Below are 22,801 nucleotides of genomic sequence, written 5' to 3'. Positions count from 1 at the left end.
ATAGGTCTGGAGATGGCGGAAGAGCGGCGCGGGTTAAACCTGCCGCGGGAAAGCTGCTATGATGCCAGTCTCTATGCCGACTCAAGCGATCCGCGTGCTGTCGATCATTCCGCCCATGACGCAGCTCAATACGCCATATCCATCGACGGCCTATCTCACGGGATTTCTGCGCTCCCGCGGGGTCGATGCGGTGCAAGAAGATTTGGCGCTGGCGTTGGTATTAAAACTGTTTTCCGCCGACGGACTATCGGCGATGCGCGAAGCTGCGAATGCTCTGCCAAAACGCAAACTCTCACCGATCACCCGCGGCTTCCTGCGCAAGTTCGAGAACTATTTTGCCACCATCGATCCGACCATCGGCTTCTTGCAAGGCCGCGACTCGACGCTCGCTCATCGCATTTGCGGCCGGCAGTTCCTTCCCGAAGGACCGCGCTTCAAGCCTATCGATTTTTTTCTCAATGCTGGCGACGAAGATCCGCTGGCCTGGGCGTTCGGCGCGCTGGGCACACAAGACCGTGCGCGCCACTTGGCGACGCTGTATCTCGACGATATCGCTGACGTGCTTCGCGAGTCGGTGGACCCGCGTTTCGAGTTTGTCCGCTACGCCGAATCGCTGGTGCAAAGCCAACCGACTTTCGCTCCTTTGGCCGAGGCGCTTAGCGCGCCGCTCAATCTGGTCGATCAAACTTTGCGTGATCTAACTCTTGAATCGATCCTTCGACACGCGCCAAATCTGGTGCTCATCTCGGTGCCGTTTCCCGGATCGGTGTACGCAGCCTTTCGCATTGCTCAAGCGATCAAGGCGACGCATCCATCGATCGTCACCGCGCTCGGCGGCGGATTCGCCAACACGGAATTGCGCGATCTCAGCGAGCCGCGCGTGTTCGATTACTTTGACTACGTGACTTTGGATGACGGCGAGCGGCCGGTTCTCGCATTAATTGAACATTTGGCAGGTAAGCGCGCTCAGTCCGGCCTGGTGCGGACCTTCATCCGAGAGATGTCTACGGTCCGTTACATCAACTTCATTGAATCGGATATTCCGTTCGCCGATGTCGGCACGCCGACTTGGGACGGGCTGCCACTCGACCGCTATCTTTCGTTGTTGGATATGTTGAATCCAATGCACCGTCTGTGGTCCGACGGGCGCTGGAATAAATTAACCGTCGCCCATGGTTGTTACTGGAAGAAGTGCAGCTTTTGCGACGTGAGTTTGGACTACATCGCGCGTTACGACGATGTCGCCGCGACGACTCTGGTGGATCGGATCGAGACGATTATTCAAGAGACCGCACAGAGCGGTTTCCATTTCGTCGACGAGGCCGCTCCGCCCAAGGCGTTAAAAGCGCTCGCCTCTGAATTAAAGAAACGCCGGCTCGCGATCTCGTGGTGGGGCAATATTCGTTTCGAGAAATCATTCACCACGGAGCTTTGCCAAGATCTCGCCGAAAGCGGCTGCATCGCGATCTCCGGCGGCCTTGAAGTCGCATCCGACCGCCTGCTCAAGCTGATGAAAAAAGGCGTCACCGTCGAGCAAGTCGCCAAAGTAACACGCGCGTTTTCCGACGCCGGCATTTTGGTCCACGCCTATTTGATGTACGGCTTCCCAACTCAAACCGTGCAAGAAACTGTCGACGCCCTCGAATATGTCCGGCAACTTTTCGAAGCGGGCTGTATTCAATCGGGCTTTTTCCACCGCTTCACCTGCACGGTGCACTCGCCAGTGGGCAAAAATCCCGAACAGTACGGCGTCACGCTCAAACCGTTGCCAAAAATCTCATTCGCAAAAAATGACGTCGGCTTCATCGACCCCACCGGCGTCGACCACGACACTCTCGGCATCGCGCTCAACAAAGCGCTCTACAACTACATGCACGGCATCGGCCTAGAAGAGGATGCGCATAGTTGGTTTACCGGCAAAGTGCCGCGCACGAAGGTGACGCGCGATTTTATCGCGCGGTCGATCGAGGCTTCGCGCTAGAACCGTCGATTCACATGTTGGATTGAACGCGCTTTGGAGGAGAATGTGAATGGCGTCCCTAACCACTGCTAGTTGGAACCAAAGTCTGAGTTTAGATGAGTATCCAGAATCGTATTAACCCCTTGCGTTCCGCGTGACGCATCGTACTCATCGCTTGTAAAAACGGGTCAATGTCAACCTTCTTTCCCTTGATCTCAATTCCTTCGCGCCAGTCCGTTCTGAAATTCACGAACACGAGTACGAATTAGATCTTGTACCTTACCCGGTAAGTTAACTTCGTCTCGCCGTCTTTCGCCACCGGGATTTCGAACTGCGCCGTAAACGCTTCGACTTTCTTGTGCGTATGCGAGCTGGTGAGGAGATCCCAGTCGCGTAACATGGGTTCGATGACGCTCACCGTCACCGGCTCGTCTTTGTGATTGCGCAGGCTGATTTCGAAGGCGGCTTCGTAGATGTTGTCGGCGATTTTGCGCCAGTCGGTTTGCTTGCGCTCGGCGACCACGTCGAAGGCGTTGCCCATCTTGATTTTAATCAACTCATCTTTGGGTGTGTGATCAATGCGGTCTTCACCGATGAACTGTAGGCTGCCGTCGCTGTCGGCTTTGTAAATGCGCAGCGTGCCCATCGGCAGCGGCATGCCTAGATTATTTTCCTTCTTGTTGGCGAGTTCGACGAAGACGCCGACCTTTTGCTTCGGCAAGACGCCGGCGAAGCGGCTATGAAAATATTGTGGCGAGCCGGTGAAGATGTAACGTTTGCTTACCGCAATCCGCTCCGCCGACAAAAGGCTCACTTGTTTGGTCTGCTGGTTCTTGATCGTCGTCGGCCGTTGTAAGCTGTAGAGATGATATTCAAAGAAAGATTGCTCGGCGAAGGGCGCCGGTGAGGCTACTTTGGACGCCAGCTCCATCCGACCGCCGACCGCGTCGCGGGCGCGGTAGTCTTCTATGACGCGATTCAAATCGCCGGCGACTAGTTTTAAGCGCGCGTTTTGATAGGTCGCGCCGCTTTGGTTGTCGAGGGTTACCCAGCCGGACAGATCGAGCAGCTTGTCTTTACTATCGAGGACGGCGACGTAGTCGGCTTTCCAATTCAAACCGCGAGTCAGATAAGTCGCTTCGACTTTCTGCGCGTTGACGTTGCGATTCTCCAGCGACCAGAGCAGGGTCGGCTGCGCAATCAGACTGCTTGGGATGCTTGGGAAGATGAGATTGTTGGGCTGGCCGGTGAAGATCCGGTTGCCGAGTTTGTAGACCAACCCGTCGTTGGTGCTGAGGATCGTTATCGGTACTTCGGCGCCGTCTTTGAGCACCATGATTTCTTTGCCGACGAATTTGTCGAGCAATTTGCGCGGCGTGAGTAGGTCGTATTCGTAGTTTTGCTCCAGGACATGGATGGGATTGGTCGGACTGAGCGACTTGATGTGCACGGTTTGCGGCATGATCTTGGCGGCCACTTCACCGAAACGTAATTCGGTTAGACCGCTCGGCAAAGTCAGACGGCGAATGTCTTTGATCAAGCCGATGTCGCTGTTGTAGACCGTCACCGCGACGCTTTCTTGATCGTTCAGACCGCTGCTGACGTTGTAAGCTTCGGCGGGCGCGTTGGCCGCCCGAGCGGCGAAGCTAAACGCAATGGCAACTATGAGCAACGGAAAATAGAAAAATACTTTTTTCACAAAACACCTCCGGTTAAGTCACGAACCCTTGCTGGGTTCATTGACCGAGTTAGACGGCGGCGCTGAAAAAAAGTTCGCGCGGGGCGCGCGCTAGGTTAACGCGAAGGCGTGGAAGGTTCCTGAGAAGCGGCCGGCAGAATGGTAACTTCGATCAACAGCTCGCGGCCGGCGGGCATAATTTCTTTTTCTTTGGCGTTGGCTTTTGATTCCGATTCGATGATCGATTCGTTGGCGAGTTCTTTTTTGAAAAATTCATAGTGCTCGGGCGCGACGTTGTAAAATCGGATCTCGCCAATGGACTCGATCTTCGGCGCCGCTGTCGCGCCGAGTCTGCCGGCTAAGCTCGGGGCCGCATCCGCTTCCGCTGATTTTTTTAGCGAGTCGTTGCTCGCGCCTTCGACCTGGTCGCGTCGCTGCGGCGGGTGGCGGCGGACGAGGAACTTGATGTCAACGCTACGCTCGCCGATCGGCGATGGCGATCTTTCCAGTGCCGCCATCGGCGCCGAGCTTGGCGCGGCTTGGCGCAGTCCGCCGAAGGGGACGGGCGAAGCGAATCCAGCTCCATCGCGGAAAAATCGGCTTGGCTCGCGCGGACTAATCACTTCTTGCACTTGGATCGGCGCCCGTTTGGCGAATTTTAATTCATCCGGGCGCGCTTCAACTTCGGATCTGGCCGAGGCGATTTGATGGTTCGGCGGTAATGTTGCTGGAGCGGCTGCCGCTTCTTTTAGTCTGGCCTGGGCGGGAGCTTGTTCTGTGAGTTTTTCTTTTTGATCGGATTGGCTAGGGAATGCTGGCTTAGCGGTATTTTCTGTCTTCTTCTCGGTTGCCAATGGCCCGGTGACAGCCGAAAGTGTCATCTTGCTTGGATCGGATTGCTTTAGCCGATCGTCTTTCTGGTACATAACGATGCCGACGACGCCGACCATCACCAACGCGGTTGCCGACATCGGTATCTTACCCCATGGTAAAAACAGCCGCTGCCAATGCGTCGGTTTTTCTTCAAGCTCGCGCACATGGGCCATAACGCGCTGGGCGAATCCGAGAGGAGGGTCGAGTCTGGGAAGACTCGCGACTTGTTCGATGCAATCGGTCAGTTCACCGGCTTCCACGCCGCAGTTGGCGCAAGCGATCAGATGGGTCGCTACCCGCGTGGTGGTCGCGGTGTCGAGGCTCTTGTCGAGATAGTCGACCAGATGATTATTTACTTCTTCGCAGTTCATACCGCTTTCCTTCTCGCTTTGAAGTAGGAGGCGAGCTCGACCTTGAGAGCCTGACGGGCCCGGTGTAAGCGCGACTTTACCGTGCCGATGGGGATTTCCAAGACCCGCGCGACTTCTTCATAGGGCGTGTCATGCAGGTCGCGCAGTAAAATCACCGTGGCATCGTCCGGATCTAAGCTGTTCATGGCTTGCTGCACGCGCTCGCGCACTTCCTTTTTTTCCAGAGTTTCAGCCGGGCCGAGTTGCGGATCGGTGGCGGCATCGCTGTTTTCAATTGCGACGTAGCGTTGTTGGCGTAGATTGAGAGTTTTGCGTCGGGTGGTGGCGTGATTAAGTGCGATCCTATAGAGCCAGGTGGAAAAATTGGCATCGCCACGAAATGTATTGATGGCCTTATAAGCCGACAGGAACGCCTCCTGGGAGACCTCCGCGGCTTCATCGTAATCGCCCAGCATTCGGTAAACCAAATTGAAGATCGTTTTCTGATGCCGACGAATCAGCGGTTCGAAGGCGTCCGTCTCGCCGCGCTGCAATCTCTCGACGCACTCTGCGTCCGTGCTCGCTTCTGACAGCATGGGTTCAGGTGGTTTAGACTTCGGTTTCACTAAAAGGTTCCCGCTTTTGTTAACGTTTCTCAATAAAATTGAGCTACGGTCGGTGGCGCCGGTGCGATCTCCGGACTCATATTGGACGTTTGACGGCGCCAATTCAAAGCCTCAGCGCGTTATTTAGCTCGCAGACCTGAGCCGTGAGGCCGTTAGTGATTTCAGCGCGCCCGTTGAGAACTGCGTTATTTCAGTAATTTAAACCGCTTCGGTCCATAAATGGCTGAACTCTGTGGCGACTACTTGGTGGTATGCTACCGGCGCGCTTAGCAGGCCGATATCTTGGGCGAAGCGGTTCATGCTGGCGACCTTCTCGGGAGAAATGTTGGCGTCGTAGTAGGGCAAATCTCGCCGTACGAGTTCGGCGATCAATTCGGCTTCGGAAGGCGGAAATCTTTTCTTGCCCACCGCGGTGGCCAGGTTGGCATCGGACTTGAGCGCTTTGTGGGCCTTCATCAGGGCACGGATCGCCGCGCGCGCAGCGGCTGGGTCGTCTTTGATCTTCTTTTCGGTTGCCACTAATGCGGAGAACGTATAGTGGCGCGCGGCGGCGGGACCATCGCCCCGGCGCACGTCGAGCACCATTGTCCCAACGCCGCGGCGTAGCGCCACTTCGCAGCCCATGCCGTTGGCCCAGAAGCCGTCGAGCTTGCCTTCTTCGAGGGCTTTGGCGGCTGACAGACCAAATGAAACATTGGGCCCGGCGGCGCCGGGGATCGGCATGATTTGCACGCCGTTTTTTTCCGGATCGATGCCGGCTTCGACCAACATGCGTTGGAGGCTCAGGTTCACGCCGGGTGCGGCGCCGATGCGCAAGCCTTTGACTACACTTAAGTCACCGCGCTGAGGATTTAGATCGCTGCGAATGACCAGAAACCAATAGGTGTGCTGGCCGCAAGCGGCGAGCAGCTTCGCGCCTTGCCACTGTGGGAATGCTAAGAGTGTTGCGTGGGCCGAGCCGACGACAAAGTCCAGTTCGCCGTCGCGCAAGGCTTCGAAGGTTTTCGGAATCGGGAATAGCAACTCCACCGAAGCGTCGAAGCCTGCTTCTTTGAAAAAGCCCATTTCGACGGCGGCGATGATGGGAAAATAAGAATTGGAAACTAGATCCGGCACGGCGATACGTAACATTTATGCTCCGAATTCTTCACACCGATAGTTTGAAACGCTTGAACGATTGGAACGGCTTGGCCGAGTTGTTAATCCGCCAACGGCACGGTCATGAAGACATGAGGTTCGTTGCCGAGGACGCGAGAAGTGTGGCCCTCGCCGCTGGTGTCGTCGGCGAGCATGACGTCGCCAGTCTTGAAAACGCGTTTGACGCCGTTGCTCGCTTCGATCTCCCAGGAGCCCGACAGGGTGACGAGAAATTGGCGGCGCGGCGCCGGATGGCGATCGAGGAATAAACCCACCGGTGCGCTACGAAACACCGCGCTGGTGGCGGCCCGGGCATCGGTGCTGAGCATGGGCTGGTTACCGCCGAACTGCATTTCAAATTCTTCGAAGTGGGATTTCTGATCGCTGCCGCTGTAGAGTCTGACGATTTTCATATGCCTTCCTATGTTGTCGAAGGTACGACTGCCGTATCGCTCACAGCGGGATCTGCCGCTTGTCCATCGCTTGGCGCCATTTCCTCTCGGCATCTTCGCTGAAGATCAAAGCCTTGTCGCTGGGGATGATATACCACGAATTGGTTTTTAGTTCGGCTTCCAGCTGGCCCGCCGCCCAGCCGGCATATCCGAGCAAGAATAATGACTGGCGCGGCGCGTAGCCGCGCGCCAATGCTTCGAGCATCTGGCTATCGGCGCTCATGGCGATGCCATTGGTGATTCTGTTGGTCGCGGCGAGATAAAAATCGTCACTGTGGATCAGAAAGCCTTGGCGCCGTGATACCGGCCCGCCGTAATGGATCGTGACTTCGCGTTTGATATTTTTGGCTTCCACACCGAAGCCTTTGAGCAGGTCGTTGAGTTCGGTCTTGGCCAGAGGTTTGTTGACCGCCAACCCCATGGCGCCTGTGCTGTCATGTTTGACCAGATAAATGACGCTCTCGGCGAAGCGCGGATCTTTCATCTCCGAGGTGGCGACCAAAAGCTGGCCGATTAGAGATTTTTCTCGGTCCCCTGCGATGGCATCCGCGGGCGGGTTGCCGATAACGTTCAATGCGCTGAGCAGACAGAAACAGAGCGCCGGCAATATTTTGCTTGGCTGAAGCATAGATTCATCCTCGTACGGTTGGACCGAAGCTTTCGATGGCGATGCTAATAACAACTCGTTTTTCACGCGCCATTCTTTCGTGAAATTCCGGCCAGCTCTTGTGCTCGCCGTAGGTTTGGCGCTGGAGATAGACCAAGGTGTCGAGGGCTTCGGGCAGGGAAATAATCTTCGCGCTGCCGTTGATCTGCACCCAGCCGCCGCCGTGAAAGTTGGGAGTGAAGGCGCACAAGGCGGCGCGCGGGTCGCGCCGTAGATTATTGACCTTGTAAGCGGTCTCGCGGCTACTGATGATGGCCCGGCTGTTTTCATCGAGGCCGCAGGTCACCGGCGACATCTGCAAATCGCCGTTCTTGCGCCGCGTCGATAACACGCCATAGTGATGGGCCTTGAGAAATTCCTTCGCCTTGTCGAGTTGGACTGGAACAAATTCCGCCATGGATGACTTTCCTTTCGCGCCGCGCCGATCCGCTTGAGCAGGCGCTAAAGTAGAATAACGCCCTGGTCAAAAGCAAGGGCCTGAGCGGCGCGCTTGCCTTGACCGTTTGGCTGGCTTGCCTTATAAACGAATCATGCTGAGGTTACGCGCGTGGCGATGAGAATTCCCCAAATCGAGCTGCCGGAAATCTTGCCGGTGTTTCCATTGACTGGGGTGATGCTGCTGCCGGGGACGGTGCTGCCGTTGCATATTTTCGAGCCGCGCTATCGCAATCTGATCGAGGACGCTCTCGATGGCGACAAGGTTTTTGGCATGATTCAACCCTTCACACCGCATAACGACAATCGCGGGCCGCAGCCCGAGGTCGCCGACGCGGTTCCCGACTTGTACAAAGTCGGCTGCGCCGGCTACATCGAGAAGTCGGAAAAGCTTGCCGACGGCCGCTTCTTCGTGCAGCTCAAGGGCGTCAATCGTTTTCGTTTCGCCGAAGAGTTTACTTTGCAGCGCGGTTACCGGCGGGTCAAAGCGAGTTATCAAGAATTTCCCGACGGCAGGTTGAGCGACGGTTGGCAGTGTCAGCGCGTCGCGGTGATGGCGGCATTAGAACTCTACGGTAAAGCCCACGGCATGCAGGTGCGGCCGGAGCAGGCGGATAAATTCTCCGATCTCGAATTGATCAATCTGCTCGGCGTCTCTTTGCCATTTCATCCGGCGGAAAAGCAGGCGTTGCTTGAAGCGGCAACGATGAAAGATCGCGAAACCGTGCTCGTCGATCTGCTGCGTCTCGGCGCCGGCCCGGTGGATAGCGATTTGGAAGTCGCGCCGCGAACGCTCAACTAACTCACGATTAATATCGATTAGGTCGGCTATCGCATCTTTGACGATGGGCATCCATCGTTATCGCGCTGCCATCCTGCCGCCCTCGACGGGAATATCCGCGCCGGTGATGTAGTCGGCCCAGGTAGAGGCGAGAAAGAGCACCGGTCCGACGTAGTCTTCGATGTCGCCGTTTCTACCCAACGGCGGCACCGTGAGATTGACGCCAGCCGGCAGAGTCTGGCTGCTATCGTCCGGTTTGCCGGCGTACTGATTGACGCTGGTCAAGCGGTTGGGCGTGAAGCCGGGGCTGATGGAGTTCACATTGATATGATACTTGCCGAGCTCGACGCCCATCTGTCGAGTGAGATTGACGACGCCGCCTTTGGCGGCGCTGTAGGCTGAGCCTCCCGGCAAGCCGCGATGGCCGGCGATGGAAGCGATGTTGACGATCTTGCCGCGGCCGTTTTTTTTCATCACCGGCACGACTTGCTTGGAACACATGTAGATGCCTTTAAGACCGATACCGAGAACGGAATCCCACTCGTTGGACAGGATTTCGGTGATTTCTTTGCCAGGATAAATTTGCACGGCGGCGGCATTCACTAAAATATCGATGGTGCCGAAACGGTCGACGACATCGGCGACCATTTTCGTCACCAGATCTTCCTTGGTAACGTCGGCGCCGACACCGATGGCATCTGCGCCGTGCGCTTTTAGATCGGCGGCGACTTTCTCCGCTTTGTCGCGCACGAAGTCGCCGATCGCTACCTTGGCGCCGGAATCGGCGAAACCGCGGGCAAACGCCGAACCGAGCACGCCGCCGCCACCGGTGATGAGAACCACTTTATTTGTCAGTCCGAGATCGCGCATAAAGCTCCTTAGCTGGGAAGTTACGAGTCAGTAGTTAGGGGTAAGGAGCGAAGAGTCCGAGTCTTAGTCATCCTACTCCTTATTTTTCACTCCTTAGGGTGTGATTCAGCCAAATCGATCATCACTCCGTCCGGATCGGCGATGAAGTGCTGGCCCAAACAGCAACGGTGAAAGTCTTCTTCGTTTTTTTTGCCATTGCCGCCGACAAAACGGCCGTTGGCAGTGTAGGGTTCGCTCTCCATCAAGCCATCTAAATCTTTCTTGGTTTGTTCGAGGTTGTCGACTTTGAAACCGAAGTGATCGAGTCCTTCACGTAAACCGCGGTAAAGACTCTGATCGCGCGGGCGCAGAAGGAGTTTGACTTTGCCGTCGGTCATGCAGATGGAGCCGTCGTCCTTGTAAGTCTCAGCTTCCTTGAGTTCAAAGATTTTTTCGTAGAACTCCGCCACCTGGCCGGGATCGTTGGCGCGGATCGAGATATGACTGATCCAGCGCGGCTGTTCCCAACCGGCTTGATTGTAACCTTCGCGCACGTTGGCGACATGGGTCTGGGCGATGTCGAACTGCGTGCCGGCGGGATCGTAGCTACGTAAGCCCGCGAAGGGAACGTAGTCCAAGCCTTTGGCGATCATGGTTTTTGGAAAGTGCTGTTCCATGCGCCGGAGGTATTCATTGATGTCTTCGACTTCGAAGCCGTAGTGGTCCATGCCTGACTGCATGCCGGCGTAGCGCGACAGGATCGCCAAACCGATGACGCCGTCGCTTATGTGGCCGCGATTGGCATTCTGCTTGCCGGTTTCATCCAGTGTGTTGCTGGTCATGCGCCGCATGCCGAAAACTTTTTGGTAAAAATTATCGACCGCGGCGTGATTATGGGTGTACATGGCGATGTGGCGAATCTTACCGAACATGGGTCTCCTCCGATGAGCTAATTCTAACGATACAATCTCGCATAAAAGCCGCTGTCTTCCAATTCTTTGACAAAGCGCGTGTCGATGAAGTCGTCGGGTTTCGCGTTGGCTGCTTCGGGTGAGGTCTTGGCAAGAAAATCGAGCAGCGTCTGAATCCCCGCTTTGCTCGGATAGGGAATCTTCGGCGTCCCTTTGAGCACGACCTCGGTGTAGGCCTCGCGGATGGCTTTTTCCTCGCCTTGCAAATATTTGCGCATGATCTTCTGCGTGCCTTCGGAATTGCTGTGAATGAAATGATTGCCTTCCGAGTAGGCGACGGCGAAGCGGCGCAGCATGTCGGGGCGCTTGTTGATGAAGTTGCGCGTGGTGTAGACGCCGTTCTGCTGATAGTTGATCTCGATATCGGCAAAGTTACTGAGCACGCGGTAGCCTAGCTCTTTGGCTTTGACCGTTTCCGGCGGGATTAATAGGGCGCCTTGGACCGCGCCGTTCACCAAGGCGGCGAAGCGCGCCGGCACCGAACCCACTTGGACGATATTCAACTCTTTGTCCGGTTGGATGCCGAGCTTGGGCAGCACGAACATCGTCGCGGTGTGATCGGCGGAGCCGATGCGCGACACCGCGAAACGTTTACCTTTCAAGTCGGATAGCTGCTTGATGCTCGGCGCGACGATCAGTTGGTAGGGGAAGCGGTCGGCGCCGCCGAGGATGATGTAAGTTCCCGAACCGCGCAGATTGCTGGTGATCGAGCCGACGACACCGCCTTGGCTGATCGCGACTTCCCCAGACATCAGAGCGGCGGCGCCGACCGGCGCGCCGCTGATGTAGACGAGTTCCACATCCAAGCCTTGTTTCTTGAAGAAGCCGGTATCGATCGGCACCCAGACGTTGACTTGGCTGGTACTGATAGAAGAGATCGCGATGCGAATTTTTTCGCTTTGGCTTGCGGCAGTGTTGGTGAAAACAAGCGCCGCCAATAACGCGAGACCGAGCTGGAATTGCTTCATCGTTACTCCGTTGGTGTCCAATGTTTCAAGCCGTTTTTTAGAACTCAAATCGCAATACTCGGCTATTTAAGGTTCGCTAAACGCACCTTACGTAATCTCTTCTAGCGATACAATCGAGCGTAGAAGCCGCGCTCTTCGAGCTCTTTGATAATCCGCGTGTCGATGAAGTCGTCGGGCTTGGCATTGGCCAGCTCCGGTGTGGTTTTCATCATGAAATTGAGCAGCGTCTGCAAGCCGGCTTTGGTCGGATAGGGAATTTTCGGCGCGGCTTTGACGACGACTTCGTTGTAAGCTTCTTCGATCGATTTGTCGTCACCCTTCAAATATTTTTTCATGATCTGCTGCGTGGCTTTGGCGTTGGTATGAATGAAGTGAATGCCTTCGGAGTAAGCCATGACGAAACGGCGCAGGGTGTCGGTGCGCCGGTCGATGAAACTTTTGGTCGTGTAGATAGCGTTCTGCTGGTAGTCGACGTCGATGTCCATAAAATTGGTCAGGACGTGAAAGCCGAGTTCTTTGGCCTTGGTGGTTTCCGGTGGAATCAGCAACGTCGCTGAAACCGCGCCGCTGACCAATGCCGCGAAGCGGCTCGGCACGGCGCCGACGGCGATCAGGCTCAGATCTTTTTCCGGCGCAATGCCGAATCTGGGCAGAACTAATAACGTCGCCGTCTGATCGGCGGCGCCGATGCGGGCGATGCCGAAGCGTTTGCCTTTCAAGTCGGAGATCTGCCGGATGTTGGCGGCGGCGACCAATTGATAGGGAAAGCGGTTGGTGTTGCCGAGGATGATATAGGTGCCGGCGCCCTTGAGATTGGTTTGTATCGCCGGCGCCGGTCCTCCCTGCGCCAACGCGACTTCGCCGGAAAGCAGTGCGGCGTTGACCACCGGCGCGCCGCTGATAAAAACCAGATCGACATCGAGGCCGTATTTTTTGAACAGCCCGGTGTCTAGAGGAACCCAGAGATTGACCTGGCTGGTGCTGATCGACGCCATGGCGACGCGGAGTTTTTCCAATTGCGCGTCCGCAGCATCGCTGGGCTGTGATGCGCCGATGAACGTAAACGATGCGAATAAAATGGCCGCGAGACTTTTACGCATTTCGATCAATCTCCGAGTTGGGTGCGCTCGCGCGCCATTCCGACCTCGGTGCGCAAGCGCACCCTACGAAGCTAAAAACTTGCGGATGATCCGATGGGCCTCATCCGGGTTGGTCATGAAATAGTTGTGCGCTTCATTGGCGATGACGGCGTACTGGCTGTTGGGCAGCGCTTTGGCCATCGCTTCCGAGGCGACGCGGTGGGACGAGCCGGTGGCGGAGCCGTGATCTTTGTCGCCGACCAGAACCAGCGTGGGATGTTTGATTTCCCCCAGCCGCTGGCTCACGTCGCAGGCCTGGCGCGCGATGACATGGCTCAGGTAGTCGTCGAGCGTCGGTAGGTTGTTCATGCGAACTTTAAGGAAGCGCTCGACGTGGTCGGGGTGCGCTTGGATGTATTCCGCTGGCCAGCCCACTTCCAGGGTATGCTCGCGGACATATTTCTCATAGCCCCAGTGGACCATTTCTTTGCACATCTTGATTGGAATGCCTTGCGTGTTTGCTGCACCAGCGCCGACCGAAGCGGCGACGATCTTTTTGACTCGCTCCGGGTACTTGAGCGCCATCAAAAGCGCCAGCCGCCCGCCTAGCGAATGGCCGAGGACGATGGCAGGCCCGGCTTTGAGCTCATCGAGAATCGCCACCGCATCGTCGACAAAATCATCGCAGGAATATTGCTCGGTGGGCCGGCTCGACTTCCCCGTGCCGCGATAATCATGGGTGATGACCAAGTGGTCGCGGGAAAACTCCGGCACCTGAAAATGGTCCCAGATGTCGCCGGCGCAGGCGGTTTCGCAGAAAAAGAGGAACGGCGTGCCTTGGCCGTGAGTTTCGTAGTAGATGTCGACGTTGTTGCGTTTCACGATGGCCATTGAAAAATCCTAATCTCAAGGAATAGTACGGTGCGCTTGCGCACCCTATGAACTTTGGATAGCAGAGCGGAGAGCTGACGACAAGTTGGCAGGCTAGCTTGCCAATCCAAGTGTCACGATCAGAACTCGCTTGGCGACGCGCACGTCCTTCAACACCAAGCGAGCGAGAACGTGTTTGGCTTCCGTCGGTTTCAAGCGATAAATGGGCCGGATTTTTAAATATTCGTTGACCGCGGCCTTGGCCAACTCATGGGCTTTTTGTGAATACGGTTCCGGAATGCCATCGATGCGCAATAAGATTACTTCCGCATCGTCCAGATAAAACTCACCCTGCTGCCGGGCATAGCGAATCCGACCGGCAAACTCGCCGAGGCCATGAAGTTGTTTGTCGTTGAGTTTAATATTGAGCGCTGCCTGGGCGGCGAAGCGGATTCGGTCCGTGCCGTCTTCCAACTTTACCACTGGATCGCTGAGAGAGAGGCACATGATCAGGACGCATTTGTTGACTGGAAAGCGGTCGGATAATTTCTGTTGGATCTCGCTCTCTGTCAGCTCGATCACATACCCTTTGCCGCGAAAATAATAGTAGGAAGCCGCGACAAGCAGGACGACGACAACAATTGCGCCAACTATTTTGCTGTGGTTCATTTAATCAACGCTTGCCAACCCAGTAGGGTGCGCTTGCGCACCGAATCGGGGACGGTGCGCCAGCGCACCCGACGAATTATCGCCAATCGACGCAATACACGGCAAATATACGGAAGGGGCCGGGTTCACTGTTGTCAAATTTCCCTTCCTCAAGAAATCGTTTCGCATCGTCGAAGGAAGGAATCAAGCAATGTGAATTCACGGCGATCTCAGCGCCTAGGCCGTTGCAGGAAAGGGGCGAACACTCGGCGCTGTTGCCGCACGAAAATGTTGCCACGTCGAATCCTTCAAGTTGAACATCTGTCGGCTGAGTCACGTTCGTGGGGAATGAAGGCTCAGGGCTGACCTTGCGCCATGCGTGGTCTTGTTCGCTCCATTCGTACTCGTAGACTTGATAAAAGAATAACGGTGTTCCGTGGAGGTCGATGGAGTGATCCTTAGCCAAGTCTAGGATTATCTTCGGCGAATCGAAGAGCCAATATCCATTGTGTGCCCAGAAATCGATATAGTCCGCGAAATCTTCAGATATACAGCCACTGACAGAATAGATGTCATCGACTCCGGCGATATTGAAAAGATCTGGCTTCGCACAGCTTCTCTTCGCCATATATCCGGCATCGATCATGAAAGCCTCAGCTTGATTGTGGTTATGTTATGAATTCATCCGGTGATTGTTATCTGACTGGAATCTCGTGCCAATCATTTGACAACGATCCTTATAGCATGAGACTAACGAAAAACCGATTAGGAACATTTTCATGAACCGCACGCATATCATCATCGTCCGCCATGGTCAGACCGAGTGGAATGTTCGCGGCATTCGCCAGGGTTACCTCGACAGCCGTCTAACCGACAGAGGTTTGGCGCAGGCGAAGGCGTTGGGGCAGCGATTGGCGCGGGAGAAATTCACCGCGCTTTATAGCAGCGATCTCGGGCGGGCGATGCAGACGGCGCAGGAGATCGCCAATGTGACCGGGCACAACATCCACACCGACGCGCGTTTGCGCGAGCGTCATCTGGGGATTTTCCAAGGGCTAAGCGGTGAGGAGATCGCGGCGAAGTATTCAGAAGAGCGCCGGCTCATGCGCAGCCAAGGTCCGGGTTACGTGATTCCCGGCGGTGAAAGCATGGTGCAGCAGGTGGAGCGCAACATCGGCTGTCTGAACGAATTGGCCGCGAAACATCAGGGCGAGCAGATTGTCGTCGTCACCCACGGCGGTGTTGTGAGTGGTTTCTTTCGCCACACGCTGGAAATTTCTCTCGAGGCGCCGCGCCGCTTCGAGTTCGTCAATGCCGGCATAAACGTCTTCGCCCATGAAGACGGCAACTGGATGCTGCTCACTTGGGGCGATGTCAGCCATTTGGCGCCGGGAGCGGCGTCTGAAGGGGACGATCCGTAGCTGCCGCGCAAACGCGGTTTCGAGTTTCGGATTCCGAGTTACGGGTTAACTCGAAACACAAAACTCGTAACCCGAAACGGTCAACCAAGCGTAGGGTGTGCTGACGAAGGAAGCGCACCGTCATTTCGATCGATGCGCTTCGCTAAGCTCAGCACATCCTACGAACTTCTCTCCCTTAAACCGTTGACCGTTTCTCCATCCGCACCGTAAATCCCGGCTGCTTGATATAGACCTGATTCGAATCTTTGCGCTTCGACAGCTGCTCGATGATTTTTACTAAAGGCTGGGTCGCGTCGATGTATTCGCGCGGCTTGCCGTGATCGGGGAGCGCTTTGACGTATTCTTCGCCGGCGAAGTAGTGCAGGATCAGATCTTCGTCGGATAACTGGGCGCCGTATTTCTGTCGCACTTCGTTTAGTGTCGGCTCGACCTGTTCCCAGTGGGTCCATTCTTTGGCGCGCGGCCGGCTGAGAATTTTGTCTCTCACGTTGGGGTCCATGACTTCGATGGCTTCTTTGCCCCAGAAGCCAAGCGCATACTGAATGTTTTGATCGGGCACTTCTTTGTAGCGTTCGCCGACGATCACATTGATCGCCGCTTGGGTGCCGACGAACTGGGAGAGCGGTGTGACCATGATCGGGTAGCCGAAGTCCTTGCGCACCTTGCCGGCTTCTTCCAACGCCGCCGCCATCAGATGTTCCTTGCCGACGATCTTCAACTGATGGCGCATATTGGAAATCATGCCGCCAGGAACTTGGTGTTGGTACATCGATTCGTCATATTCCACCGGTTTGCCGATCGGCAGGCCGTCGCGCTTAGCCACTTCGGTGAAATGTCGCACCACCGGTTCCAATGGCTTGAGATCGACTTGCGGATCGTAGCCGAGGGCTCTCAAATTGTTGGCGATGTTGAAAATCGACGGCTGCGACGAGCCGTTGGCCAGCGGCGGAATTGCGGTGTGCAGAATGCGCATGCCGAGCTTGACGCCTTCAAGATAATTCAATGGCGCCTGGCCGCTGTTGCAATGGGCGTGAAACTCCACCGGGATGTCGCCGGCGGCTTTGAGCACGACGGGAATCAGTGAGCGCGCGCGGTCGGGCGTGAGCAGGCCGCCGACATCTTTGAAGCAAATTCTCCACGGCTTGGTCGCCGCCGCTTCTTTGGCTTTGCGCGCAAAGTATTCGTCGGTGTGGCGCGGCGACACCGAGTAGATCAGATTTGCCACCGTGTCCATGCCATGTTTCTTGAGATCGGCGATCTCTTCGCCAAAGGCGTCGTAGTCGTTCCAGCAGTTCGACGTGCGCGTCAAAGTGAGTCCGTAGGAAACCAGCCGCTCGACCAACAGTTTGAGTATGCAGTGCGGCGTTTTCTCAAACGCGCTGTGCATGCCGCCATGGTAGCGCAGGCGGGTTTTCTTGATCCGCTTGGTGCCTTCCTTCAGCCAGTACCAAGGATTCTCTTTGTGCTCGCGGACGTATTTTTTGAAAATCACGCTAAGAAAAAATTCCATGGACTCGAATCCGGCGTCATCCATGTGCGACAACGCTGGCAGCATGGAACCGATCTTCATGTTCAACGCCCACAGGCTCTGGTTGCCGTCGCGTACTGTCGTATCGATGAATCTAACTTGCTCGCTCATGCTTCCTCCACGTAAAAGGCCGTTCAAATTACCGGGCGTCTGTCTTTAGGATTCAATATCTGTATAAATTATCCCGTTCCAGAGCAAACGGTTGCCGCACTTTTGGCTGACAAACAAGGCCGATTGTGTCGGGACTAAGTGAACGGTAGGATTCATCAATGGTAACCAGAGCGAAAACCGCCATGCAGCGTCGCAACAAGTCAGCGCCGGGGCAAGATCGCGCGCCACGCGGTGAATACGAAGCGCACTGCCCACACTTTCCCAACTGCGTCGGCTGTCCGTTTATCAAGGTGCCGTATCCCGAGCAGCTGCTGCGCAAGCGCACGATCGTTCAGCGTGCCTTTGCCGAATATGCTTCATTAAACTCGCTGGAAGTGCCCGCCGTGGCGCCGTCGCCCGAGCGCTTGGGTTATCGCGCGCGGGTAAAATTGGTCGTCCGGCGCAACCGTGGCGAGATCGCCGCGGGACTGTACGTGCCGCAGAGCCACAGCGTGATCGACATTTCCGCTTGTCCGGTGCATCCGCGGCCGGTCAATCAAGTGTTATTTTATTTAAAGAAAAAAATCCTCGAACTTGGCATCCTGCCCTACGACGAGCGCGACGATAGCGGCGAGCTGCGCTATCTCGACTTTCGTTACAGCTTTGCGCGCAAGGAGATGTCTGTGACATTGGTGACGCGCCATCGCGCTTTGCCGCAAGGCGGCTTGTTGGCCGACGCCCTGCATCACCGCTTTCCCTTCGTCACCGGTGTGATTCAAAATATCAATGAGGCGCGCGGCAACGTTATCTGGGGCGATAGTTATCGGAGCCTCGGCGGGCGCGACACCTTGATGGAGCGGATCGGCGATTTGAAACTGGTTTTTCCCGCCGGCGTGTTCTCCCAGGCCAATCCGTTCATGGCACGCAAACTTTACGAGCATGTGCGCGGGCTGGCGGATTTGCAGGGCGGCGAAACCGTGCTCGATCTTTATTGCGGCGTCGGACCGATCTCGCTTTATCTCGCGACTTCGGCGCGGCAAGTTTGGGCGGTGGACGACAGCGAGCTATCGATCACCACGGCGAAACAAAACGCCCGGCGCAACGGCCGCGGTAACTGCCGCTTTACCGCCGGCGACGTGGCGACGACGCTGGCGCAGTGGCGTCAATCGTTGCCGAAGGTCGATTTGATCGTGCTCAACCCGCCGCGCAAAGGCGTGCAGGCGGCGGCGCTAAGCGAATTGCTGCAAGTCGGCGCGCACCGGCTGATCTACGTTTCCTGCGAACCGAAGAGTCTAGCGCGAGATCTCGACAAGCTTTCGTTGCACGGCTATCGCGTTACTCATGTGCAGCCTTTCGATATGTTTCCTCAGACCGAGGAAGTGGAGACCGTGGTACAGTTGGAGAAGTGATGCGACGGAAAGAAAATCCCCCTGTGTCCCCTTTTTTCAAAGGGGGAATCGGATGGAACGCAAACTTGGATCGTTTCTACGGCGTGTAATTTGATCGTTGGCAATTTTAAATCAATTGGAGGCGCAGATGGCTGAGTTAAAAGTTCAGGGTGTGGTGCACTGGTCGATACCGGTGAACAATTTGGACGAGTCGGAAAAGTTTTACGGCGAGATTCTCGGTTTGGAATCGAAGGGGCGGCTGGGTGGATCGAAGATGTCCTGCTTCAAAGCCGGCAGCCACGACATTCTTCTCTGCGAGCGCAAAGAATCTTTGACGCGCACGCCGCAGCAAGACAATCGTCTGCATCACGCCTTCATGGTCAGTCCGGACATGTGGGATCGCGGCGCTAAACTGCTGCACGAAAAAGGTGTGAAGATCGCCGAGGCGGTGGTCTATCGCGAGAAGGGCCACTTTACTGGACGCGAGCTCTATTTCCTCGACCCGAGCGGCAACATGTTGGAGCTGTGCGATCCAACCTGGAAGCCGGGCATGCCGACGCCGACCTACGAAGAGATCGTCGGGAAATAAGGGATTCGGATAGTTCACCGCGGAGGTGCAGAGGACGCCGAGGGGGGAAAGTAAAAATAATCTCTGCGAACTCTGTGCCTCTGCGGTGAATTCTGTATTCTCGTCGCGAAACTATTCGGAGCGATAACTCCACAATTGCGGGATCGCCCAGCAGGTGCCGAAGACGGTCAGGACGCAGAGGACGCAGCCGACCAGCGCGGCGTTGGGCGCGCCGATGAGCGCGGCGCCGGCGCCGGCGATGACCGCGCCGGTGGCATTGGTTGTCTGCGCGAAGACGGTGAGAAAGCTGGTCGCGCGGCCGCGCATGTCGTCGGGGGCGAGCAACTGCACGACGGTGCGGCGCATGGCGACGCTGATGGCATCGCTGATGCCGAGTAGGCCGACGGCGATCAGTCCCATCCAAAAACATTTCGACAATCCCAACAGACCCAAGCTCACGGCGAAGAGCATCGTAACGACGACGGCGAGGGCGCCTTTGCGTTTAACGTCGCCGAAGCCGAGCAGGATGCCCGAGCCGATCAGCGCGCCGATGGCTGGAGACGCGTAAAGCATGCCCAAGCCGCGCGCGCCGACGTGATAGATTTCATCGGCGAAGATCGGCAGGATCGGCCGGTAGAAACCGAACAGCACGGCGAAGAAATCAAGCACGAAGAGCGATAAAATAATTCGCGTGTGCCAAAGAAATTCGACGCCTTCGATGAGACTATGCCAGCCGATCTGCCGCCGTTCTCCCTGAGGAATCCCCGAACCGTGAATCATCAGCGCGGCGATGACCGACGGCAGCGGCAAAAGCGCGTCGATCAAGTAGGACGCGCCGACGCCGTAAAAGTCGATCATAAAGCCGGCGATCACCGGCGCGGTGAGCTGGGATCCCTGCATCATCAAAGTCGCCAAGGTCACGGCGTTGAGAAGATGTGACTGTGGGATCAAGCTCGGAATGATCGCCTGGCGCGCCGGCCCGCCGAGCACTTGCAGGGCGCCGGCGAAAACCATCAGAACATTGATATGCCAGACCTGAATCGCGCCGCTCATGGTGAGCAGCGCCAGCGCCAGGCCAGGAAGCATGTTTAAACTATGGGTGATGGCGATGAGCTTTTTGCGATTGAGCGTGTCGGCGAGGACGCCGCCGAACAGGCCGAAGAAAATAAACGGCGCGGCTTGAAAAAAGCCGGTGAAGCCCAACTGCACCGAGGAACCCGACAACTGGTAGACGTGGTAAAGCGTCGCCACGTTGCGCATGTGGTTCGAGGTGTTGCCGCACAGGATCGCCGTGAAGATCAAGCGGTAGTCGCGGATCAGCAGGGATGACCAGGGGCGGATGATGGTGTTGGCTTGATCGGTATGATCTGAAGAGTCGGCCACTAGGTTGTTGTTCTCCGGTGGATTCGAAAGTGCCGTCAATGTAGCGGTTCGACGAAAGAGCGTCAAACGTTGTTGATCTCGCGCCGCGCGCGCCATAGAATCGCGGCTGAATAAGAATCGGATTTTCACCGCAGAGACGCAGAGTTGGGAGAGTTCGGAATAGTTGCTCATCCAGAACTCTTAACTCGGCGTTCTCTGCGTCTCCGCGGTGATATCCCGAATGAAACTATTGACGAGGTGTAACCATGTACATTGACGGCGACACACATTATTGGCCGGTGCGTTTTATCGATAAGGTCGATCATCCTGGGCGCGGCCATATCGAATTCCAAAAAGGCAGCGGCGCGGTGACGCGCTTCGGTGTCGATTTTCCCGGCGACGCCGCGACCTACTTTCGCGACGGCAAGAAAATTCATAGCTTCAGCGAAACGCGCTGGAATCTCGACATGCACCACGATGTCATGGTGAAGGAGGGTTTCGACTACCAAGTCGTGATTGCCGACAACCGGCCGTTGATCTACGAGGTCGAACGCGACCTCGGCGTCGCCATGGCGCGCGCTTACAACGACACGGTGGCCGAAGACATCGCCGGGCGGGAGCGCTTTCTCGGCATCGCTTGGGTTTACTTGCCTGATGTGGACGAAGCGATCCGCGAACTGCGCCGTGCGGTGAATGAGCTTGGCTTCAAAGGCGTGAAGCTCATGGGCGGCCACGCCAACTGCGATCTCGACGCCGAAGTGCTCTGGCCGTTTTACGAAGAGGTTTGCAAATTAGATGTGCCGATCCTGGTCCATCCCGGCACCCGCGTGTTCGAAGCGCAGGATTGCCATCCCTGGCTGGTCGGCAGCGACCGCTACGACGGCTTCAAGATGCTCGCCACCGCTCTCGGATTTCCCTTGACCTACATGGTTAGCGCCGCGCGCTTGATCATGAGCGGCATGCTCGACCGCTTTCCCGATCTGCGCATTTCATTTTTCGAAGGCGGCATCGGCTGGGTGCCCTGGCTGATGACGACGCTCAATCACCATACATTGACCACATCGCCAGGCACGACTTCGGTGAATGATTTTTTCCGCAAACGCGACAAACTCAAACGCGCACCGAGCGACTATTTCGACCAACTTTACATCGCCGCCATCGCCTGGGAAGATTACCTACCGCAGATCGTCGAGGTCTGGCCCAACCACAACATCATCATCGGCAGCGACTTCGACCACGGCGACGCGATCTCCACCTGGCCGAATACCATCGCGCCGATCAAGGCGATGAAGGGGATATCGGATGCGGACAAGGAAAAGATTCTTGGCGGTAATGCAATGCGGCTGTTTGGGATGAAGGGTTAGTCGGATGGGCGTATGCAATACGCCCCTACGGGAGAGAGAGCGGAGTCAAGGTCGAGGAGTCAGTGACGATGGTGGATGGCATTTCAAATCGACAGCGCCGCTCGATTCGTTTGCCGCACTACGACTATGGCGATGCCGGGGCCTATTTCATAACACTCTCTGTTAACAACCGAGCATGCATATTTGGCGATGTGGTTGACGGTGCCATGGTTCTGAACGATACGGGAAGAATTGTTGTTTCGGAATGGATCCGGACGCCCACTATTCGGTCGCAAGTAGCGTTGGATGAATACGTAGTGATGCCAAATCACTTTCATGCATTGGAAGCAATAGAAAGCTCCCGTAGGGGCGTATTGCATACGCCCTCCGAAAAATTCCACTCACCGTCGCAGACTCTCGGCGCCGTCGTGCGCGGATTTAAGTCCGCGACGACGAAGTGGATAAACGAAATGCGTGGGACGCCAAGAGCCGCGGTCTGGCAACGCAACTATTACGATCATGTCCTTCGTAATGACGAGGAACTGCAACGGGTTCGAGAATATATCGTGAACAATCCCGCTCAGTGGGCGTTGGATCGGGAGAATCCGGAGAAGGGCGTATGCCATACGCCCCTTGTATATTCATATTGAAGTGTCTGTATGCACATTCGTTAATACGAAACAGGATGGGACAGGCCGTACGCCCCTCGGTCCGTGGAGACCGTGATGTAGCATGGGCCGTCCCGTCCTGGCTCCCA

General features: G+C 56.2%; 23 protein-coding genes. 7 read left to right on the top strand and 16 right to left on the bottom strand.

Translation table 11 applies throughout. The features are described from left to right. Nucleotides 1–73: 73 nt before the first annotated feature. Complete coding sequence (locus tag EXR70_08510) at nucleotides 74–1,981, top strand: radical SAM protein (GenBank protein MSP38517.1); 1,908 nt, start codon at nucleotides 74–76, stop codon at nucleotides 1,979–1,981. A 244-nt stretch (nucleotides 1,982–2,225) separates the two neighbouring features. Here the strand turns inward: EXR70_08510 and EXR70_08505 are convergent, their stop codons facing one another. From EXR70_08505 to EXR70_08475, 7 genes are all read right to left on the bottom strand, one after another. Beyond that, entirely contained in the window at nucleotides 2,226–3,659 is a 1,434-nt protein-coding gene (locus EXR70_08505; GenBank protein ID MSP38516.1) for a DUF4139 domain-containing protein, read from the bottom strand. Between the two features lie 95 nt (nucleotides 3,660–3,754). Continuing rightward, a complete protein-coding gene (locus EXR70_08500; protein MSP38515.1) occupies nucleotides 3,755–4,882 on the bottom strand; it encodes a zf-HC2 domain-containing protein in 1,128 nt (375 codons plus the stop codon). Then, nucleotides 4,879–5,589, bottom strand: a complete 711-nt coding sequence (locus tag EXR70_08495) for a sigma-70 family RNA polymerase sigma factor (protein ID MSP38514.1) — start codon at nucleotides 5,587–5,589, stop codon at nucleotides 4,879–4,881. Before EXR70_08495 ends, EXR70_08500 begins: the two co-directional genes overlap by 4 nt. A gap of 96 nt (nucleotides 5,590–5,685) precedes the next feature. Beyond that, entirely contained in the window at nucleotides 5,686–6,618 is a 933-nt protein-coding gene (locus EXR70_08490) for an ABC transporter substrate-binding protein (protein ID MSP38513.1), read from the bottom strand. 68 nt (nucleotides 6,619–6,686) lie between these two features. Further along, on the bottom strand, nucleotides 6,687–7,037 hold the full coding sequence (locus EXR70_08485; protein ID MSP38512.1) for a hypothetical protein: 351 nt from the start codon (nucleotides 7,035–7,037) through the stop codon (nucleotides 6,687–6,689). Between the two features lie 40 nt (nucleotides 7,038–7,077). Continuing rightward, a complete protein-coding gene (locus EXR70_08480; GenBank protein MSP38511.1) occupies nucleotides 7,078–7,704 on the bottom strand; it encodes a DUF179 domain-containing protein in 627 nt (208 codons plus the stop codon). A gap of 4 nt (nucleotides 7,705–7,708) precedes the next feature. Beyond that, nucleotides 7,709–8,140 (bottom strand): TIGR03618 family F420-dependent PPOX class oxidoreductase, encoded by a 432-nt coding sequence (locus EXR70_08475; protein ID MSP38510.1) that lies wholly within the window; start codon nucleotides 8,138–8,140, stop codon nucleotides 7,709–7,711. A gap of 156 nt (nucleotides 8,141–8,296) precedes the next feature. Between EXR70_08475 and EXR70_08470 the strand changes: the two genes are divergently transcribed. Continuing rightward, nucleotides 8,297–8,980 (top strand): peptidase S16, encoded by a 684-nt coding sequence (locus tag EXR70_08470; GenBank protein MSP38509.1) that lies wholly within the window; start codon nucleotides 8,297–8,299, stop codon nucleotides 8,978–8,980. Nucleotides 8,981–9,037: 57 nt separating this feature from the next. Here the strand turns inward: EXR70_08470 and EXR70_08465 are convergent, their stop codons facing one another. The 7 genes from EXR70_08465 to EXR70_08435 form a co-directional block, all read right to left on the bottom strand. Beyond that, entirely contained in the window at nucleotides 9,038–9,829 is a 792-nt protein-coding gene (locus tag EXR70_08465; protein MSP38508.1) for an SDR family oxidoreductase, read from the bottom strand. An 86-nt stretch (nucleotides 9,830–9,915) separates the two neighbouring features. After that, on the bottom strand, nucleotides 9,916–10,740 hold the full coding sequence (locus EXR70_08460; GenBank protein MSP38507.1) for a hypothetical protein: 825 nt from the start codon (nucleotides 10,738–10,740) through the stop codon (nucleotides 9,916–9,918). Nucleotides 10,741–10,763: 23 nt separating this feature from the next. After that, nucleotides 10,764–11,747 (bottom strand): ABC transporter substrate-binding protein, encoded by a 984-nt coding sequence (locus EXR70_08455; protein ID MSP38506.1) that lies wholly within the window; start codon nucleotides 11,745–11,747, stop codon nucleotides 10,764–10,766. A 101-nt stretch (nucleotides 11,748–11,848) separates the two neighbouring features. After that, on the bottom strand, nucleotides 11,849–12,847 hold the full coding sequence (locus EXR70_08450) for an ABC transporter substrate-binding protein (protein ID MSP38505.1): 999 nt from the start codon (nucleotides 12,845–12,847) through the stop codon (nucleotides 11,849–11,851). Between the two features lie 63 nt (nucleotides 12,848–12,910). Beyond that, nucleotides 12,911–13,717, bottom strand: coding sequence for an alpha/beta hydrolase (locus EXR70_08445; GenBank protein ID MSP38504.1), 807 nt, complete (start codon nucleotides 13,715–13,717; stop codon nucleotides 12,911–12,913). A 93-nt stretch (nucleotides 13,718–13,810) separates the two neighbouring features. Then, nucleotides 13,811–14,365, bottom strand: coding sequence for a DUF1439 domain-containing protein (locus tag EXR70_08440; GenBank protein MSP38503.1), 555 nt, complete (start codon nucleotides 14,363–14,365; stop codon nucleotides 13,811–13,813). Nucleotides 14,366–14,441: 76 nt separating this feature from the next. Next, nucleotides 14,442–14,990 (bottom strand): hypothetical protein, encoded by a 549-nt coding sequence (locus EXR70_08435; protein ID MSP38502.1) that lies wholly within the window; start codon nucleotides 14,988–14,990, stop codon nucleotides 14,442–14,444. Nucleotides 14,991–15,123: 133 nt separating this feature from the next. Here EXR70_08435 and EXR70_08430 point away from each other — a divergent pair, with 133 nt between their 5' ends. Next, a complete protein-coding gene (locus tag EXR70_08430; GenBank protein MSP38501.1) occupies nucleotides 15,124–15,765 on the top strand; it encodes a histidine phosphatase family protein in 642 nt (213 codons plus the stop codon). 175 nt (nucleotides 15,766–15,940) lie between these two features. Here EXR70_08430 and EXR70_08425 read toward each other — a convergent pair whose 3' ends face one another. After that, nucleotides 15,941–17,404: a carboxyltransferase gene (locus EXR70_08425; GenBank protein MSP38500.1), complete on the bottom strand. Its 1,464-nt coding sequence runs from the start codon at nucleotides 17,402–17,404 to the stop codon at nucleotides 15,941–15,943. A gap of 158 nt (nucleotides 17,405–17,562) precedes the next feature. On the opposite strand from EXR70_08425, the gene rlmD reads away from it, so the two are divergent. Further along, the gene (gene rlmD, locus EXR70_08420) at nucleotides 17,563–18,792 is read left to right on the top strand and encodes a 23S rRNA (uracil(1939)-C(5))-methyltransferase RlmD (protein ID MSP38499.1); all 1,230 of its coding nucleotides are present in this window, start codon (nucleotides 17,563–17,565) and stop codon (nucleotides 18,790–18,792) included. 127 nt (nucleotides 18,793–18,919) lie between these two features. Then, nucleotides 18,920–19,360 carry a VOC family protein gene (locus tag EXR70_08415; protein MSP38498.1) on the top strand — a complete coding sequence of 147 codons (441 nt, stop codon included), beginning with the start codon at nucleotides 18,920–18,922 and terminating at the stop codon, nucleotides 19,358–19,360. A 111-nt stretch (nucleotides 19,361–19,471) separates the two neighbouring features. On the opposite strand, the gene EXR70_08410 is transcribed toward EXR70_08415, so the two are convergent. Then, nucleotides 19,472–20,893 (bottom strand): MFS transporter, encoded by a 1,422-nt coding sequence (locus EXR70_08410; protein MSP38497.1) that lies wholly within the window; start codon nucleotides 20,891–20,893, stop codon nucleotides 19,472–19,474. Between the two features lie 74 nt (nucleotides 20,894–20,967). Here EXR70_08410 and EXR70_08405 point away from each other — a divergent pair, with 74 nt between their 5' ends. Both EXR70_08405 and EXR70_08400 read left to right on the top strand, forming a co-directional pair. Further along, the gene (locus EXR70_08405) at nucleotides 20,968–22,065 is read left to right on the top strand and encodes a hypothetical protein (GenBank protein MSP38496.1); all 1,098 of its coding nucleotides are present in this window, start codon (nucleotides 20,968–20,970) and stop codon (nucleotides 22,063–22,065) included. 68 nt (nucleotides 22,066–22,133) lie between these two features. Then, nucleotides 22,134–22,694 carry a transposase gene (locus tag EXR70_08400; protein ID MSP38495.1) on the top strand — a complete coding sequence of 187 codons (561 nt, stop codon included), beginning with the start codon at nucleotides 22,134–22,136 and terminating at the stop codon, nucleotides 22,692–22,694. Nucleotides 22,695–22,801: the final 107 nt, after the last annotated feature.

It is taken from the genome of Deltaproteobacteria bacterium, assembly GCA_009692615.1.
In the GTDB taxonomy this organism is placed as follows: Bacteria; Desulfobacterota; Binatia; order UBA9968; family UBA9968; genus DP-20.
Note: the sequence above shows the minus strand (reverse complement) of the source record. Positions and strands in the feature narration are given on the sequence as shown.